Origin of the sequence: Paenibacillus chondroitinus NBRC 15376, from assembly GCF_004000765.1 — a bacterium.
In the GTDB taxonomy this organism is placed as follows: domain Bacteria; phylum Bacillota; class Bacilli; order Paenibacillales; family NBRC-103111; genus Paenibacillus_E; species Paenibacillus_E chondroitinus.
Genome location: NZ_BILW01000009.1, coordinates 116,718 through 136,568, shown reverse-complemented (window position 1 = coordinate 136,568; position 19,851 = coordinate 116,718). Strand labels below are relative to the sequence as shown.

Below are 19,851 nucleotides of genomic sequence, written 5' to 3'. Positions count from 1 at the left end.
AGGAGGTTGTCTTGATGACTACAAAAGTTGGACGGAAAATATTTGCTTCCTGTCTTGCTGCTTCATTAGTTACACCTGCGTTTTATGGTCTAACAGCTCAGCAGGCAAGTGCCGCTGCAACAACATCAATCAATTTAGATCCGAGTAATATGCAGCAATCATGGGACGGTTGGGGAACGGCGCTAGCTTGGTTCGGAAATGTTACAGGCGGTTGGAATGAAGCGACTAAAAACGCTTTGGCCGATGCGCTGTATTCACCACAAGGCTTGAATTTCAATATTGCCAGATACAACATAGGCGGTGGTGAAAATCCTGCGTACAATACGATGCGCCAAGGCGGTGAAGTACCTGGATTCTCTCCTTCTCCTGGTGTGTACGATTGGACACAGGATGCGAATCAACGTTGGTGGCTGGGAGCTGCCATCGCAAGAGGGGCTAATAAATTGGAGGCATTCTCCAATTCCGCTCCGTACTATATGACGGTAAGTGGAAGTACGACGGGGAATTCGGATGCTTGGAAAGATAACTTGAAATCGACGGAGTATGACAATTTCGCAGACTACTTGGCGACGGTTGTCCAACATTTCGACGCTGAGGGGATTAAGTTCAACACACTGTCGCCGATCAATGAACCGAATACGAATTACTGGGGATTTGGCGGAGGGCAAGAAGGTTCTCACTGGGATACGGGCTCGCAGGCGAAAATGATTAATGCGGCTCGTGCAAAACTCGATTCCAAAGGACTTCAATCTGTCGCAATTTCGGCGATGGATGAGACTAGTGTGGACACGTTCATGACCGATTGGAACTCTTATGATTCAACAACCAAAGCGAACATAGGACAAATGAATACCCATACGTACAGCGGGTCAAACCGAACTGCGGTCAGAGATGCAGCTAAAAATGCCGGCAAACCGCTGTGGATGTCTGAAGTGGATCTTGGTCCATCGGGCGTTGCTCACAACCACGATGATTTTGAACCGGCATTGGCTTTAGCAGAACGAATTATGACGGATATTACTTGGCTTGAACCTAAGGCTTGGGTACTGTGGCAAGCCATTGAGAGCGAGAAAAACATGCAGAGGGAAAACATGAACTGGGGTCTCCTTCACGCGGATTTTGATACACAAGACTGGTGGTACGGTAAAAAGTATTACGCAATGGCGCAATTCAGCAAATTTATCCCGCAGGGATCCAGATTCATAGCAGATAACAATGATAACACGTTAGCGGCGTATGATCCTTCCAAGAACAAAATCTATGTTGTATATAGAAATGCTAACACGACTAGCCAAAATATTTCTTTAGACATATCACAGTTTGATGCTGTCACAGGGATTGCAACACCATATGTTTCATCTGCTGCGGAAAATGTAGAGCAGCATGCCAATGTTCCGATCGTGAATAAAACATTAACTACGACAGTCAGCCCGAAATCAATTACAACGTTTGTGATTGACGGAGCATCCTATACGGGTAATACGGTAATTCCGCAAAATCAGATGAGTGTAACGGCGAGCAGCGCTCAACCCGGGGAAGGACCTGAGAAAACACTGGATGGGAATGCTTCAAGCAAATGGCATTCGTCTTGGGATCCTTATGACGGAGGTCCGCATACCCTCACTTATAACCTTGGGCAAACTTATAACGATGTCTATAAGCTGAGCTATTTACCAAGGCAAGATGCTGACTGGAATGGCGTTATTACCAAGTATACCGTTGAAACGAGCACGGACGGCACCGTTTTCAATCCTGTTGCGCAAGGCACATGGAATAACGATAAAACCGAGAAAACGGCAACATTCTCGTCGACCACTGCTCAGTATGTAAGGCTGAAAGTGGACGAAACGAACGGTTCTGGAGCACAGTATGCGTCGGCTGCCGAGATCAACATTTTAAGAAAACCAAGTTTTACCGTAGATAAGGATACGCTGAATCAGACAATTGCCAGCGCAGAAGCATTGATAGCTACTGACGCCAGCTTGACGACATTGCAAACGTTAGTCAACGAGGGCAAGACAGTTCGGGATACCGCCTACGTGACACAAGAGGCTATCACAAACATCACAAGTAAAATTACCGCTGAATATAATCAGCAAGCTAATTCGTTCGGAATGATTCCGCAAGGCCAAATGACGGCAACGGCGGACAGTTCCGCATCCGGTGAAGGACCAGCGAAAACATTGGACGGCGACATCGGCACGAAATGGCATACAGCTTGGGATGACTCGTATACACCGCTTCCGCGTTCCGTCACTTACAACCTTGGCAAGGCGTATGATGGTGTGTATAAGCTGAGCTATTTGCCGAGGCAGGATGTAGATTGGAACGGCGTTGTAACGAAGTTTGAAATATCCGTGAGCCCTGATGGCAACGCTTTCACTAAAGTTGCTGAAGGAAACTGGGATGCAGACAGACTGGAGAAGTCAGCAACCTTTACCGCACACGGCGCTTCCTATGTGAAGTTTACCGCACTGGCTTCCAAAAGTGATGCAGGCAAGCAGTATGCATCGGCTGCTGAAATCAATATTTTCAACAAAGCTGGATTTACTTTGGATACGTCTAAACTCAACAATGCGATGGCTACCGCGGCTACGTTCATTACTAATTTTTCGGGTGATCCTGCCTATCTGGCTGACCTGAAAACATTGCGCATGCAAGGTACAGCACTGTTGAACAGCAGCACGACGACCCAGGAAGAGATGGCGAGTCTGGCAAACAAAATTATTGCCGAGATCGCGAAAATCCAAAGCAATGAGCAGCAGGCTAACGGAATTAGTCTCTTCTACACTCCGGAAGCTTATGCTTCTAATCCTTCCAGCCTCATGCTGGATAACAACAACTCAACGTTCTATGAATCCAACTGGGCATCAAACGGAAGAAAATACAGAGCTGGCGATTACATCATTGTAGATCTGGGTCAGAACAGGCCGGACATTGGAAAAGTCATGGTTACGCCAAGGCAGGATAAGGCAAACGGAAGAATTGGGCAATTTAAGATTTACTACAGCGATACGGATTTAACCAATAAACCGGTAGACGGTACGCAAGCTTATTTAGACCAGAATTTCACTTTTGCAGCGAATGGCGTTTGGGACACATCCAGTTCCAGCGCACAATCGGCAACATTCAAATCGCATAATGCCAGATATGTAGCGATTCAGGCTCTTGCTACAGGCGGGGACGGTGATACCCTAACTGCCGCAGAGATTGTTGTCAACCAGAAAAAATCCACTGGCTTCAATACGTCAAGCTTGGAGAATGCCATTACGCAATTGCGCACGGCGTCCAGCATTAGCCCGAAAGTAGCGGAGACGATTGAAAGTAAAGTTTCATCGATCGGAACGCTTAGCGATTTAACTGAGGAAAGCATTCCTTACTACACTAACACTCTGCAGGACTTATACAATTTATATCAGACCGTAGGTAAAACGAATTCCATTAAAAATGGTGAAGTGTGGCTGGATGGAGATGGCGTTCCAATTCAGGCTCATGGCGGCGGCATTCTGTATAACGAGAAAAACAAAACGTACTACTGGTATGGCGAAGACAAAACGGAGAATAATGTTGGCTCAGGTTATGTACCGGTAACAGGCGTTCACGCGTACTCTTCTAAAGATTTGTATAACTGGAAAAATGAAGGGGTTGTATTGCCGGTATTCAACAACCCGCAATTGGGCGAATCGGTACTGCCTAGTGGGAATTTGCCTTTATATTTGGACGAGAATAGCGATACGTATAAGAACAGCGGAGTACCATTCGATCCGAATCGAGTTGTCGATATCACGGATCGTTATGGGGACTATACAGGTTCGATGAAATCGCCGGTTAATTCATTAAGCAAACATAATTCACCTGAACGCATAGCTGAGCTTAATGCATTGTACGCAGATAAAACGAATGCAGAGAAGCAAGCGATGTATAAAGCTTTCAACTGGGATAAAGTTGTTGAACGTCCGAAGGTTGTTTACAACAAGAAAACGGATAAATATGTGATGTGGTGGCATCAAGACGGGCCGATCGCCGGTAAGTATTGGACGGCGGCAGGCGGCGTTGCGATCAGCGATTCGCCAGCGGGTCCATTCAAGTTTCTCGGCATATCCCGATTGCCGAACAATGGATGGGGGGGCGGCGAAGGCGAAGGCATGCTGCGCGACATGACGCTGTATGTAGACGATGACGGCAATGATGCGACGGATGACAAAGCTTATTTGATTTATGCATCCGAAGGGAACGAGAGGACTGTCATCACGATGCTGGATGATGACTACACGGGTCCGGCTACGAATGCGAACGGCCAGTCAGTGGAAGGTACTCATTATGTGAGAGCCTTCCCGTGGTACAGAGAAGCGCCGACGATGTTCAAACAGGATGGTGTCTATTACATGATTACATCCGGACAGTCGGGTTGGAACCCGAACCAAGCGGAATATCATGTATCGACAAATGGCATATTCGGCCCATGGGAACATAAAGGTGATCCGTTTGTGGACGACTGGAAACACACGACACATGATAGCCAAAGCACGTATGTTCTGCCTTACCGGGATGGCAATGGCGATCTTGTGCCGAATAAATTCATTTTCATGGCCGATCGTTGGTACCCTAATGATCTGAAGGATTCCAGATATGTATGGCTTCCATTCGAGATAAATACCCAGAACCGAACGATTGCCGCAAGCTGGTCCTACGAGTGGAAGCTCTCCGTCTTCAAAACGGGTACGACCGTGAGCTTCAACAGCAACGGTGGCAGTGAGGTTCGTCCTGTGTACGGAGCTGTACAAGGTTCGAAGATTGCAGCGCCTGTGGCTCCGGTGAAAAACGGGTTTACTTTTGCAGGCTGGTATCAAGATGAAGCCTTGACGGTCGGCTGGGATTTCGGCGTGAACACGATTCCGACAACGGATATTACGCTGTATGCGAAGTGGGAGCAAGTTGCTGCACCAGTCATTACAGGCGTTCAGCCAGTGACTGTAGTTACAGCTACCTATGTGGCGCCAATTCTGCCTGCCAGTGTCACTGTCGTTTATAACAATGCCACAATGGGGACAAAATCAGTTCAATGGGACTCAGTGGCTCCGTCCAAGTATGCGGTGGCTGGCAGCTTTAACGTGAATGGCATTGTAGACGGCACCGCGATACCAGCCGTTGCGAACGTGACGGTAACCGATAATGTATACCCTGTTCAATCAATTTCCGTGAGTGGCACAGGCGGCATGAATGAGATTACGGTACAGGGCGGCACGCTGCAAATGCAAGCCATAGTACTGCCTTCGAATGCCAATGGTCAAGTCACATGGAGTGTCTGGGAAAACGATGGTCTCACGACGACCAATAAAGCAACGATTAACGCCAATGGACTGCTAACGACAAATACGAACGGAATTGTGAAAGTGGTGGCGGCAGCTGCTGACGGCAGTGGTGTTCAAGGTTTCAATTATGTCCAGATCAGCGGTCAGACAGCGACGCCGACCGATGTGCCTCATGCTACGTTAACAGGTGCGGCAGCCGTTCAAGCAGGAACTGCATTCTCGACCAATTTTGGTTTAACGAACGTCACGAATAGCCCATCTTCCAGCGTATATGCAGCAGACATCGTAGTAAGCTTCGATGCAAATGCAATTGAATTCGTATCGGTGGATACATTGAAATCCGGCTTTAAAGTGGTAGATACGAAAACGGATGTACCGGGTCAAGTTCGGATTATTGCGATTAGCGAAGGAGAAGCGGGAGCTATTACCGCAAGCGGAGATGTATTCAGCCTTAAATGGAAGGCAAAGTCCCAACAATCATCCCCGACAACCAATCTGACTCTGACCAAGGTAGCCCTTTCTAATGCACTTAGTCAAAAGATGGATGCCTCCCTGGCAAATCTAACGATTTCTATTACAGGGGCTGAATCTGTAGACAAGACAACGCTGCAAACGGTACTAAATTTGGCACAGTCCATCTATGATCGTGCGATAGAAGGAACGCAAGTCGGACAACATGCAGTTGGTTCCAAAGCAGTACTGCTAGCTGTGATTCAAGCAGCCGCTGCCGTCAACACGGCTCCGGCGGTTAGCCAGCAGCAGCTGGATGACGCAGCTATCGTGTTAAACCAATCGATCCAAACGTTTAACGAGCAGTTCATCACGACCTACGCTGCAGGAGATGTCAATGAAGATAGACTCGTTGATATCGCAGACTTGGGTGAAGTAGCGGTGAATTATGGCAAAACTCCCGCAGCAAGCGATTGGGACAAAATCAAAGCTGCCGATTTCAATCATGACGGCAAGATTAACATTCTCGACGTAGTAGGAGTCGCTAAACGGATCCTGCAATAACAATCAATCTGAAATGGAAGAGAAAGGCCAGCCCTTTCTCTTTCCATATTCGGATGATATCCAGAAGGAGTGAACCCCATGTTACGCAAAACAGGGTTATTTTTAACAACTATGATGCTCTTATTTACGATTATCCCATTCGGCATGACGGTAAGTGCTGCTGGAATCCCTACATTTAATGTGAATCTAAATGCTTCTCAAGTAACCGTCGGCGACAATGTGGTCGTTACGATTCAAGGTACTAATGTAACAGATCTATATGGATATGAAGCTATTTTAAATTATGATGCAGACCGTCTGGAATTCAATTCAGTTCAATCGCAATCGAATGGCTTAATCAATGCGTACAAGATCGCGCAAGCTTCAGGTAATCAAGTCACATTTGCTAATACGAAAATTAAAAATGTACCGGGCGAAAATGGAAATCTAGTTATTTGCACACTGGTTTTCAAGGCGAAGCAGAGCGGACAAGCTAACGTAGCTTTGACAAAGATGACAACAGTGACATCGCAGGAGCTACCGTCTATTTGGAATGTTAATGCACAAGCCACTGTTAAAATTAACGGGACAACTCCTGGTCCTGGCGGAGGCGGCGGAGGCGGAGGTACAACAACTCCACCAACGAAAGAAGATCCGGGCCTCTATGTACCAAAAGAATCGGAGCTCCGAATTGAAACGACACAAGACGGCCAAACCTCTGTAACAGCAGTGATAGACAGCAAACGTCTTGCACAGAAATTAGCGGATCTGCAAGCAACGAGCGGCACCGTTTTGAACTTTGAGATTCCTGGCGAGCGTGAGTTGAATGCCTTGCAATTACCGTTGCCAACGTTGCTCGATAGCTTGAAGAATCATAAAGATACCATTTTAAGTGTGCGCAGCCATTTGGGCACTTACGATCTTCCGATGTCCGTACTGAACCAGTCGGATTTTGCGGGGGCTGACGTAGAGGGAGCGACGCTAATCATTCGGATCGATAAGGCTAAATCGCTGCATGAAACGAAATTTGACCAATCCATTTCCGATAAGGGCATGGTGCGTGTGAGTGATATGATCGATTATAAAGTCATTCTGAAAACCAAGGACAAAGAAGAGGAAATTCATAGCTTCGGTAATAGCTTTGTGACTCGTGTTATCCATGTAGATGAATTGATTCAAGATTCCTCTGCTGCGACGGCGGTCGTGTATGATCCAGCTACAGGAGAAATGAAATTCGTGCCTTCCGTGTTTAATGCGAAAGACGGTAAAACCGAAGTGAAGGTGATTCGAAACACAAACAGTTTGTATGCGATCGTTCAAAACAAGAAAACATTTGACGACATGATCGGTCACTGGGCTCAGAAAGATGTGGAACAGTTGGCTTCGAAAATGATTATTAACGGGACTTCGGACCGTACGTATACGCCTGAGATGCAAGTCACCCGCGCTGAGTTCGCTGCCTTGCTCGTACGAGGACTGGGATTGCCTGCAGAGGCTGGGCTGAATGTCTTCAAAGATATCGCAGGCACGCAGTGGTACGCCCCAGAAGTGAATACAGCGGCGAAATACGGCTTGGTTCAAGGCGTCGCGGAGGGGCAATTCAGCCCGGATGCGCAGATTACAAGAGAGCAAATGGTCGTGATGATGATGAAAGCGATTGGGCTCGTGAAAGGAACATCAGCATCTAGCGCAAGTGCGACGAATGTTTCTTTCGCCGATCAAGACTTGTTGTCGGATTATGCTCGCAGCGCGGTGGCAGATGCCGCCAGCAAAGGGTTAATTCACGGTAAAACAGAAACTACGTTTGCACCACAAGATGTAGCTACTCGCGCTGAAGCAGCCGTCATTATCAAACGAGTGCTGCAATATGCGAATTTGATCAATTAAGAAGAAAATTTATTACAGCATGTATGGTAAGCCTGCTTTCAGCAGGCTTACTTTTCAAAAGGAGGGGATTCAGTTGTACAGGAAGACTTCAATATGTCTAGGACTCATATTTATGCTACTTTTTGCCTCGATTACACCTGTTTTTGCTACTACCAATAATCAAAACACAGCAAACCCCGTTGTGAATGATAGCTACACTAATCAGAAAAATTACGTGGATCTCAGGTTTGGCATGTTTATTCACTATAATATGGGAACCTATCACGATCAGGAATGGGTGACACCAGGACAAGATCCGCTTTCTTTTAATCCTAAGCAAGTGAATACAGATCAATGGGCGGCAGCCGCCAAATCCGCAGGCATCAAATATACCGTTCTAACGACCAAACACCATGACGGATTTGCCCTATGGCCAACCAAATATGGCAATTACAACGTGATGAACAGCTCCTACAAGAAAGATATCGTCAGGCAATATGTCGATTCCATGCGGGCTCAAGGTATTTTGCCTGGGCTGTACTTCTCCATCTGGGATCGTCAGCAAGGCATTCAGAAAGGTTCCGTCAGCAGAGCGGATATCGACTTTATTAAAGGGCAGCTTACCGAGTTGCTAACGAATTACGGAGAAATTCCGGTTCTGATTATCGACGGTTGGGCCTGGGAGATGGGGCATAATGAAGTTCCCTACCAAGAAATTCGCGAATTAATAAAGCGTTTACAACCCAATATTCTTATTGTGGATCATAATGGACAAACGCAGCCATGGGATGAGGACATCATTTATTTCGAAGAACCTAAGGGCGTTTGGGCACCTGCCAACAATGCGTATGCCGCTAACCAGGGCATGCCGCTCGTGTCCAATCAATGGTTCTGGCACAATTGGATGACGAATACAGAGCCGGCAAGCGTGCAAAATATTGTGCAGGATCATCTTGGTTATTTGGAACCACGTTATACCAACTTTCTGCTTAACGTTTCACCGAATCCGGATGGGGAACTGGATAATAACGTAGTCAATCGATTGGGGGAGATTGGTCAAGCATGGTCGCCGAATGAATCTCGTCCTCCACTGCCTGAGCAGCCAATAGTGATGGAGCATCCGATTACAGCAAATTCGGCAACGTCTACTAGCGGGACTGCAAACAATGCGATTGACGGCTATATGGATTATGTTGGCTCTTACGTGGAGACGGTTTGGCAAACGAACACATCTCTGCCTCAATCCATCACATTAGATTTGGGCTATACGTACAACAACATTAACATGTTGAATTATTTGCCTTCGCAAAATTTATCACAAGGGATGATCACATCCTATCAGTTATACGCGAGCGAGGACGGAACGAACTTCACTCCGGTTACAAACGGCACATGGGATGGGGACAAGACCATGAAACGTGTGACGTTCCCATCGCAAACAGCACGCTATTTTAAAATGGAAGTGAGTGGAGCTGTAGGAGGCTTTGCTGCTGCGGGTGAGCTGGAAGTAGGCTCCTACACGAATAACATTCCAACTCGGACGGGGATCGATTCCTTTGATGTCAACACGCTTTATCGCATCGTTAATAAAGCGACCGGCAAAGTGCTGGGCGTTGGGAATTCGACGGCCAATGGAGCGGCTGTTGCCGGGCGAACGCAATCAGGTGAGCTGGATCAGCAATGGGTTATCGACGATTTAGGCCTGGGCAAATATAAAATTGCCAATAAACGAAGTAGACAAGTTATGGATGTTCCAGCTGCCAGTAAATCGCCTGGGAAAGAAGTTATCCAATGGACAGATTCTGAAACTGCTGCAGATCCTGCTGCCATAAACCAGCAGTGGGCCATCTCTAATGTGGGTAATGGTTATTTCAAAATTACGAACATAAACAGCCAGTTGGCATTGGAAAACAGCAATGGATCGGATGCAGAAGGAAATCCGGTTGTTCAAAACACCTTTACCGGAAGCGATAGCCAATTATGGAAAGTGGAAAGCATGCCTTCGCTGATCAAAAATGTGAAAGTGAACGGAGTGCCTGTCAAAGGACTTAATGCTGAGAATCGTACGACAACGCTGCCTGTTTTGAGAGAAGGGAATCTGGCGGTCCCAACCGTTACAGTGGACAAAAGCTCTGAAGATGTGCAGGTGGTCATCGATCCAGCCGACAGCTTGCCAGGCGCAACGACCATCACCGCTACAGCTGACGGCGGAGCGAAGCAGGAAGTCTACACGCTCAACTTTGAGTTGGTGGATCGTTATGCGAGCGACTTGGAATGGTTAAGTGCATCCTCAGGCTGGTTAACCGTTAAGAAGGACAAAAGCCTGGACGGCAATGCGATTCGTTTAATGGGCAGTAACGGAGCTGTCACATACGAGAAGGGCTTTGGCGTACATGCGGATTCAAGAATTATTTTTGACATATCGGATAAAAACTATGATTCATTCTCTGCCCTCGTCGGAGTCGATCAGGAAATGGCCAAATCACCGTCTTACGCTGATGTGGAGTTTAAGGTGCTTGTAGACGGCGTAGAGAAATTTGCGAGCGGTGTCATGAAGGTTACTGATGTGGCCAAACCGGTAGATGTCAATGTAACTGGCGCTAGTACCGTGGAACTTGTTGTTTCGAAGAGTGATAACGATAATAGCGAAGATCATGCAAGCTGGGCCAATGCGTCGTTTAGCGTTGCGGCAGGCAAATCCGAACAGAAGGAACAATTGCCTGAAGTTGACTATTTAAGCGATTTGAACTGGGCAAGCGCGAATTCCGGCTGGTTAACGGTTCAGAAAGACAAGAGCATTGGCGGCAATGCGATCGTATTGAATAATGGGGATCAGGATCTCGTCTTTGTCAAAGGGCTTGGGACTCACGCTAATTCAACGATCAAGTATGATCTTACTGGAGCAGATTATGACACGTTTTCCTCCTTTATCGGTGTAGATAAGGAAGTGAATGGCGGAAGTTATAACGGCTCGGTACAGTTCAAAGTGTCAGGAGTGAAGAACGATGACACGATCGAATCGCTTTACTCCGGAAGTGTGTTGAGAGAGTCGGGTAATGCCCAATATGTGAAGGTAAATGTGAAAGGCTATAAACAGCTAATCTTGGAAGTTACGGATTCCGGCAATGGCAACAGCGAGGATCACGGTGATTGGGCGGATGCGAAGCTGACTAAAGCTGCTGTTGAAGCGACACCGGTGATTACTGGAGTTACGCCAGTAAATGTGGTTACAGCTAAGAATGTTCCGCCGGTTCTGCCTGCGAGTGTCACAGCTGTGTATAACAATGGGACAACGGCTGAGAAGTCGGTTCAGTGGGATCAGGTAGATTCGTCCAAGTATGCAATAGCTGGTAGTTTTGTCGTAAACGGTGTTGTAGATGGCACAGTCATACCGGCTGTAGCGAACGTAACGGTTACGGAAGCACAGCAGGTGAATGTTCAATCGATTGCTGTCACAAGTTCGGCGACGACAATTACCGAGAAGGAAGGAAGTTTACAATTCCAAGCTTCGGTTCTCCCAGCCAATGCGACGAACAAGTCTGTGGCATGGGCGGTTTTTGAATCAGATGGGGTAACAGTAACAGATAAGGCAGTGATTACGTCCAGCGGCTTGTTAACTGCGCAAAAAAACGGGATCGTGAAAGTCATTGCGACAGCAACGGACGGCAGCGGCATTCGAGGCACCAGCTATGTCGTGATCAGTGGTCAGCTACCTGTGCCGACCGATGTACCGCAAGCTACGCTCACGGGACCTGGAGTCGTTCAGGCAGGCGCTGCATTCTCGACGCAGTTCGGATTAACCAATGTAACAGACAGTGTGTATTCGGCGGTTTATGCAGCGGATATTACCGTATCGTTTGATGCTGACACCATTGATTTTGTATCTGTAGATCCATTAATTTCTGGATTTACTAACGTTGAAACCAAAACCGATGTACCCGGCCAACTTCGAATACTCGCTGCGAGCCAAGGGACTACGGGAGTGGTAACGACAAACGGCGATTTATTCAAATTTAATTGGATTGCGAAGCCGAATCACTCGTCTACGACAACGAATTTGGTACTGACCAAAGTAGCTGTTTCTAACGGGCTAGCGCAAAAAGTGGATGCTACTCCAGCTAGTCTGACGGTATCGGTTACGGCAGCGTCAGACAAGATAACGCTGCAGACGGTCATCGGCTTGGCGCAATCCATTTATGATCGCGCCGTAGAAGGGACGCAAGTCGGACAATATACGGCTGGTTCCAAAGCGGTGCTATTAACAGCCATCCAGGCTGCCACTGCCATTCAATCGGATGTTACGGCTACACAGCAGCAATTGGAACAAGCAGCTATTACGTTAAACCATGCGTTGCAAGCTTTTTACGGGAAGATCGTTACGGATTATGAACGTGGAGATGTCAATGGAGATAACGTCATCGATATTGGCGACTTGGGCAAAGCAGCTGTGCATTACGGGAAGACATCAGATAGCAGCGATTGGAATGTGGCGAAAAGCGCGGATATCAACAAGGATGGCAAGATCAACATTGTGGATATCGTGGGGATTGCTAAATTAATACTGCAATAATCAGCTTGATGAATTAAAAACGCAACATCTTCCTTGGAAGGAGATTTTTATTTCAAGAAATCTCCTTCTTTTTTCTAGAAATTAAAAGGGGCAGTGAATTTGTATGATCATTCAAAAGGTAAGGAAAATGACGGCCATCGCAACCTCGTTGTCATTGCTGTCCACGTTGCTATTGGCATCAGGAGTTCCTTCTGTGGCGGAGGCTTCCGCTGCTGAATCAGCAAACACGGAAATGCCTGTTCTGAAGACGGGCAATTGGGACGATTTGAAATTCGATTGGACCACGCCGGCCAGCGGGACGGATTTTAACGGAGCGCCCGTTGGGAATGGATACTTTGGCGCCAAAGTTTCAGGTGGTGTAGCGACCGAAATTCTTCAACTTAATGACAAAACGTTTAATTCCGGGGAACCTTTCGATCATTCTGATCCGAATCGTAAAACAGCGCTGGAAACGACGAGAAGTTTGCTAGCGGAAGCTGATGCAGCAACGACCGTATCTTCTCGCGAGGATAAATTGAAGGCGGCTGAGACGGCAGCAACGGGGATGTGGGGATCAGAGAAATTGGCCGAATTTCTGCCGATTGGCAATATCGTCCTGGATGTCCCGAATACGGAGGGATATACGGACTATAATCGAGAGCTTCATCTGGATAAGTCGATGGTTACAACGAAGTATAAAGTCGGAAACACAACGTATACGCGTGAAGTATTCGCGAGTAACCCGGATCGCGTTATGGTTGTACGCATGACCAATGATAGCGGAAAGCCGATGAGTATGACGGCCAAGATGACACTTCCGGCAGAAATGAACACGCATGGGACAGTATCTTCATCCGGGAATGAAATCCAGATGACAGGAACGGCTCCGTACGATGACTATGCTAGTCAGTGGGCAGACGGGAGAGGTATGACATTTGACGCTCGTCTTCGCGCCAGAACGACAGGAGGAACCGTAACCGCATCTGGAGGTAATTTGAACATTTCTAACGCTACAGTCATCGAATTGCTCTATGCAGACGCGACAAGTTACAAGGATCCTTTTACGAATCCGAATCCGAGCCAAGGCGGCAATAATCCGACTCCGATCGTATCAGGGCTTATGGACGCTGCTTCTGCCAAAACCTATACGCAGCTCCTGGACGCACATCAGACCGATCATCGAAGTTTGTTTCGCAGGGTATGGACGGAAGTTAACGGCAATTCCAAACCGTTTACGCTTACCTACCAGTACGCCCGATACGTCTCGATTGCTGGTTCCAGGGCCAATACATTCGACCGTCCTCTGAATCAGAATGGCATGTGGATGAACCAGTGGTACACGAACTCCTATGGGGCACATTGGTTTAATGAAAATGTAGAAAAGACGTACACGTTAATCGAATCAGGGAATCTGAAAGAGAATGGTGACCCTCTCTGGAAGTATCTCAAAAATTTAGCTATCAACGGGGCGAAAACCGCGCAAACCGATTTCGGCTTTGATGGATGGGTGGTGCCTCAAGCATCCGATTTGTGGGCAAAAACGGAACTTAGCGCAGGTGACAATGAATGGGCAATCTGGCTTACGGGCGGCATGTGGCTCATGAATAATGTGTATGAGCATTATCGGTTCACACAGGACAAATCGTATCTTCAGGGCACCGCGTTCCCTCTGATGAAGGGTTCCGCAGAGTTTGCTTTGGATTTACTGGTTACAAACAAGGATGGTTATCTGGTTGCATCGCCTTCTAGTTCTCCTGAGACGAAATATGTATTGTCAGATGGTACGCCCATTGCCGTCAGTCAAGGTTCGACCATCGATATGACCGTCATTCGAGAGTTGTTTGAAAATATGCTTGAAGCGGGGAATGTGCTGGATGCAAACTCTCCTGCGGATGTTGATTTGCTTAATCGTATCCGAACGGCATTACCGAAGCTTCTTCCTTATCAAATGGGAAGCAATGGAGAGATTAAGGAATGGAATAATGACTACTCGATCGTAGATCCGAGCCACCGTCATGCCTCTCATTTAATTGGCGTTGGTTTCCTCGATCAGATCACGAAAAAGTATACGCCTGAATTATTTAATGCCGTTAAGGTGTCGCTGAACATGCGAGGATCGGGTGGATACCATCCGGATAGTGCGTTTATGTGGGCTCGTTTATATGAGGGGGACAAAGCTCTTTCCGTTGCAGATATTTACCCGACAAGTGAATTTGTGAATGAATGGCAAGTAAGAGGCGCTTATTATCCTGAATTGTTCGTGCAAAGTCATGTGGATAACATCATTGATATTTTACCGGCTTTACCTTCTACGTGGACTAGTGGAAATTTCTCAGGAATCATGGCACGAGGCGGATTTGAAGTTGGCGTGTCCTGGACGAAATCCCGGGCGACGAGCATCCAGGTCAAATCGCAGGCCGGAACAAGAGCCAAGCTTTCTTATCCCAACATTGCCGGGGCTATTGTGACCAATCAAGCAGGTCAGAACGTTGCTTATACGATGGATAGCAGCAATCAGATCTCTTTTGACACGCAAGTTGGAGATGTGTACACCATTAGCGCGATTCCTTCGGAAGAAGGGCAATCGGTCGATCCGTTTGATCAGAAAACGTTTAACATCACGGTTCAACACAGCCAGTTACGGATGGATGTAAACAACGGTTCAGGCGCGGACGGCACTAAGATCATTCAATGGTCCGCAGGAATGGGGCCGAATCAACAATGGCAGTTTGTAAAGACGTCGCCTGGATATTACAAAATCATTTCAAAAATTAGCTCGAAAGCACTTGCCGTCCAGAATGCCTCGACAGAGGATGGAGCGGGGATCGTTCAAGTCAACTACACGAATGATGCAATTTATAATGACGAATGGTCCATTGTGAATACCGGTGACGGTTACTATCAATTGAAGAACCGACTCAGCGGTAAAGTGATGGAGATTCCAGGAGGCAATACGGCAGGCGGCTTACAATTCGTACAGGGTACAGCCGGCACGGGAAGCAACCAGAAGTTTCAGTTCACATTCGACAGAACCGTGAATGATAATGCGACTGTTGCAGGCGCCGACCAGTTTGTATACAGCCCGGATTGGGGCTACACCGCAACCGAGTGGGGCGCGTACAGCGGTGACAACCACTACACAAACACGCCGGACGCTTATGCGCAGCTCTATTTTACCGGCTCCAAAGTGCAGTTATACGGTGCTAAAAACAATAATCAGGGCATTGCTGCGATCTCAATTGATGATGGTCCTGAAACGATGGTTGACACGTATGCATCATCGAGATTGGATCAGCAATTGCTCTTTGAAAGTAAAAATTTGACGAACCAAGGGCATGTCCTTCGAATCCGTTCGACAGGACAGAAGAGTGGCAGCGCGAGCAATACCTATGTATCCATAGACCGGGCAGACATTCAGTCGAGGATCGTTGCTGCTGGAAATGATCAGAACGAAATTCCACAAAACGAAATGACGGCAGTTTCAACAAGCCAACACAGCGGAAATGAAGCAAGCAAGGCGCTCGACGGAAACCTGGCTACTTTCTGGCATACGGAATGGGATTCGTCGGGTCAAGTGCCGCATTCGATCACACTTGATCTTGGAGGCACATATGACATTTCGAAGCTGAAATACTTGCCTCGACAAGACGGTAACGCGAACGGCAACATTACGGCTTATGAGATTTCTACAAGTGTGGATGGAACATCCTTTACCCCTGCGGCAAGTGGAACGTGGAGCGATGACAGCAGTGAGAAGATCGCAGAATTCGCTCCAGTTTCCAGCCGGTATGTGAAGCTTAAGGCTACGTCAGGCCATGGCGGCTACGCTTCTGCGGCGGAGATCAATGTGGTCAAGGACTCGAGCAATGTTCCGACGACGGTCACATCCATTTCTGTGAGCGGCGTTGGTGGCGTGAATGCAATTGCAAGCAAGGCGGGCACGCTACAAATGCAGGCCACCGTATTACCGGCGGGAGCGAACGGTCAAGTCACATGGAGCGTTCGGGAGGCCGACGGGGTTACGGAGACCGATAAAGCGGTGATAACGTCTGATGGGTTGCTGAAGGCTGCCAAAGACGGGACCGTCAAAGTGGTCGCAACCGCCACGGACGGCAGCGGCGTACAAGGCTCCAATTATGTCGTGATCAGCGGCCAGTCATCGGTGCCAACAGACGTCCCGCAGGCTACGCTTACGGGTCCGGCGATCGTTCAAGCAGGTTCTGCATTCTCGACGCGTTTCGGTTTAAACAATGTAACAGCCAGTGTATATTCGGCGGTTTATGCGGCGGATATTACGGTAGCTTTTGACGCCAACGCCATCGAGTTTTTATTAGTAGATCCGTTAGTATCCGGCTTTACGGAAGTTCAAACGCATACCGACGTACCGGGTCAAGTTCGGATCATCGCTAAGAGCCCAAGCGATACGGGAGTCGTAACGACGAACGGAGATTTATTCAAATTTAATTGGGTAGCGAAGCCAAATCAAGCGTCCACGACAACGAATATGGTACTGACGAAAGTAGCTGTTGAAGGCGCGCTGGGGCAGAAGGTGGATGCTTCTCTGGCGAATCTAACGGTTTCAGTGTCGGCGGTGACAACGGACAAGACAACGCTGCAGACGGTCATTGAGATGGCGCAGTCCGCCCATGATCATGCGGTAGAAGGAACCCAAGCCGGACAATATGCGGTCGGTTCCAAAGCGGTGCTGCTAACAGCCATCCAGACTGCCACTGCCATCGAATCAGATCCTGCAGCTACACAGCAGCAGTTGGATCAAGCAGCGCTTACGTTAAACCAAGCGTTGCAAGCTTTTAGCGGACAACTCATTACCGTTTATGCACGTGGAGATGTCAATGGAGATAACGTCATCGATATTGGCGACTTGGGCAAAGCAGCTGTGCATTACGGGAAGACCACGGCTAGCAGCGACTGGAATATGGCGAAAAGCGCGGATTACAATCAGGACGGCAAGATTAACATTGTAGATATTGTAGGGATTGCTAAATTGATCCTGCAATAGCTAGCGGTGCCAGGTTCAACGTTAAGTTGGCCCGACCTGGGCACTGTGTCGTTCCTAGCTTGCAGCAGATGATAAAAAGGTAGAGGAGCATATGTCCTCTACCTTTTTATGTATTTAAAGGAACGATAAGCCTCTATTTCCTTGAGAACTCGAAGTTTCCACAGGCATGGGGAACTACGTTCCGCTATTTTGCCAATTTCACCTGAAAACATCGCCGCAGAGGACAAATAAGAACTTGTAGTTCCGCTAAGATAGAAAATACGCTTGTTTTCCTAAAATAGTGGCCTCCGGTTCCCTTAAGCTAAGTTAAGCTGAGGAGAACCCTCTCAGCATCCTCGCCTTGAGCACGGGATCCCGGTAACAGCTACTCGCTAACCATGCGATTCGTCAAACTTCCCAGCTTCTCGATGGAAATAGTGACTACGTCGCCGTCTTTTAAATAAACGCGCTGATCAACTGGATCGCCAAGCACAACACCCTCCGGTGTTCCTGTGAGAATGATGTCTCCCGGGTACAGGGTCATATGCTGGGAAATATAGCTGACGATCTCGTCACAGTGGAAAATCATGTCCGCCGTATTCGAGTTTTGGCGCACCTTGCCATTGACCGTGGTGCTGATCTTCAGGTCATTCGGATTGCCGACTTCGTCTGCCGTGACCAGATAAGGGCCAAGCGGGCTGAAATCGTCACACGATTTCCCCAGCAGCCATTGCGCAGTACGCATTTGCAGGTCGCGTGCAGAGAGATCATTGACACAGCAGTACCCGTAAACATGCTCCAATGCTTCTTCTTTGGAGACGTATTTCGCCTGCTTGCCAATGACGATAACGAGCTCCGCCTCATAATCGACTTCTTTGGTGACACGAGGGAGGGCGATCTCATGGCCATGTCCTGTCAACGTATTATTAAATTTGTTAAAAAGAATCGGATACTGAGGGATAGGGGCATTCGTTTCTTCTGCGTGCTTACGGTAGTTAAGTCCGACACAAATAATTTTGCCAGGTTCTGTGACGCAAGGACCGTAGTTCAAATTCTCTTCATTAAGCAGCAGCGTTTGGCGCTCTTCACTTTCAAGAGCAAGGTGAACAAGCTGATGCAGCGCTTCGGTAGCAGCTGTCCCGCCTTGAATAGCTTCCATAACCGTGGTTGGAACTGCGAATGACGGTGAAAGCTGCTGGACAGCTTGAACGACATCGAGTACACCGGAATCGGTTTGAATACCTAGACGGGAAGCATTGTTTTGGTTAAATGTAAGCAGTTTCATGTAAAAAACCTCCTAAGTCATGATTTATATGAAGAGTTTATAAAAACAGAAGAGCAGGCTAAGCATTCTTGCCAAAAGTGACCCCGCCGTCCATATATAACGGTGAGCCCATCATGAACTTGGAATCGTCAGAAGCAAGGAACAAAGCGGCTGACGCTACATCTTCGGGACGGCCCAATTCGTTGCTGAGCTGTCTTGTTTTCAGAGAGGCGATAGCTGCTTCTGGATCGTCGTAAGAGGTGCGAATGTAATTTTCGACGAAAGGAGTCATGATCGTTCCCGGCAGCAAAGCATTCACCCGAATACCGTATGAGGCATAGTCCACTTGCATGGATTTGGTTAGCGCAAGGACGGCGCCTTTTGTTGCTGCATAGGAAGCACGGCGGGCAAGCCCGATTTCAGCAATGCAGGAAGACATGTTAATGATCGAGCCTGACTTGCGCTCCATCATATAAGGGAGTACATGCTTCGAAGGGAGGAAAACGCCCTTCACATTAATGCTCATGATGCGGTCCCAAGCTTCGGGTTCCAGCTCATGAAGCGCGCCGACGCCGCTAATGCCTGCGTTGTTGAAAAGCACATCAATTCGGCCGTAAGCCTGAATGATTTGTTCAACCATCGCCTTGACGGAATCGGAATGCGTAACGTCGGCCTGAATGAAGCGGGCTGCCCCGCCAGCCTCGATAATTTCATTCACCGTCTCGGTTCCCTTGGCCTCATCGAGATCATTGACGATAACCTGGGCGCCTTCCCGCCCAAATAAGAGCGCCGTACTTTTGCCAATCCCTGAAGCTGCGCCTGTGATGAGAATGACTTTGTTATGTAACCGCATGTTCAATTCTCCTTT

General features: G+C 47.9%; 6 protein-coding genes. 4 read left to right on the top strand and 2 right to left on the bottom strand.

All coding sequences use genetic code 11. The features are described from left to right. Positions 1-14 precede the first annotated feature (14 nt). The 4 genes from PCH02S_RS13355 (at position 15) to PCH02S_RS13340 (ending at position 17,740) form a co-directional block, all read left to right on the top strand. Positions 15-6,326, top strand: a complete 6,312-nt coding sequence (locus PCH02S_RS13355) for a discoidin domain-containing protein (RefSeq protein WP_164819555.1) — start codon at positions 15-17, stop codon at positions 6,324-6,326. Positions 6,327-6,404: 78 nt separating this feature from the next. After that, positions 6,405-8,192: an S-layer homology domain-containing protein gene (locus PCH02S_RS13350; protein ID WP_127453713.1), complete on the top strand. Its 1,788-nt coding sequence runs from the start codon at positions 6,405-6,407 to the stop codon at positions 8,190-8,192. 112 nt (positions 8,193-8,304) lie between these two features. Continuing rightward, entirely contained in the window at positions 8,305-12,741 is a 4,437-nt protein-coding gene (locus PCH02S_RS13345; RefSeq protein WP_164819554.1) for an NPCBM/NEW2 domain-containing protein, read from the top strand. 103 nt (positions 12,742-12,844) lie between these two features. Continuing rightward, on the top strand, positions 12,845-17,740 hold the full coding sequence (locus PCH02S_RS13340) for a glycosyl hydrolase family 95 catalytic domain-containing protein (RefSeq protein ID WP_127453709.1): 4,896 nt from the start codon (positions 12,845-12,847) through the stop codon (positions 17,738-17,740). Positions 17,741-18,104: 364 nt separating this feature from the next. On the opposite strand, the gene PCH02S_RS13335 is transcribed toward PCH02S_RS13340, so the two are convergent. Together PCH02S_RS13335 and PCH02S_RS13330 are read right to left on the bottom strand one after the other, a co-directional pair. Beyond that, positions 18,105-19,004 (bottom strand): fumarylacetoacetate hydrolase family protein, encoded by a 900-nt coding sequence (locus PCH02S_RS13335; RefSeq protein ID WP_127453707.1) that lies wholly within the window; start codon positions 19,002-19,004, stop codon positions 18,105-18,107. 58 nt (positions 19,005-19,062) lie between these two features. Next, positions 19,063-19,836 (bottom strand): SDR family NAD(P)-dependent oxidoreductase, encoded by a 774-nt coding sequence (locus tag PCH02S_RS13330; protein WP_127453705.1) that lies wholly within the window; start codon positions 19,834-19,836, stop codon positions 19,063-19,065. Positions 19,837-19,851 lie beyond the last annotated feature (15 nt).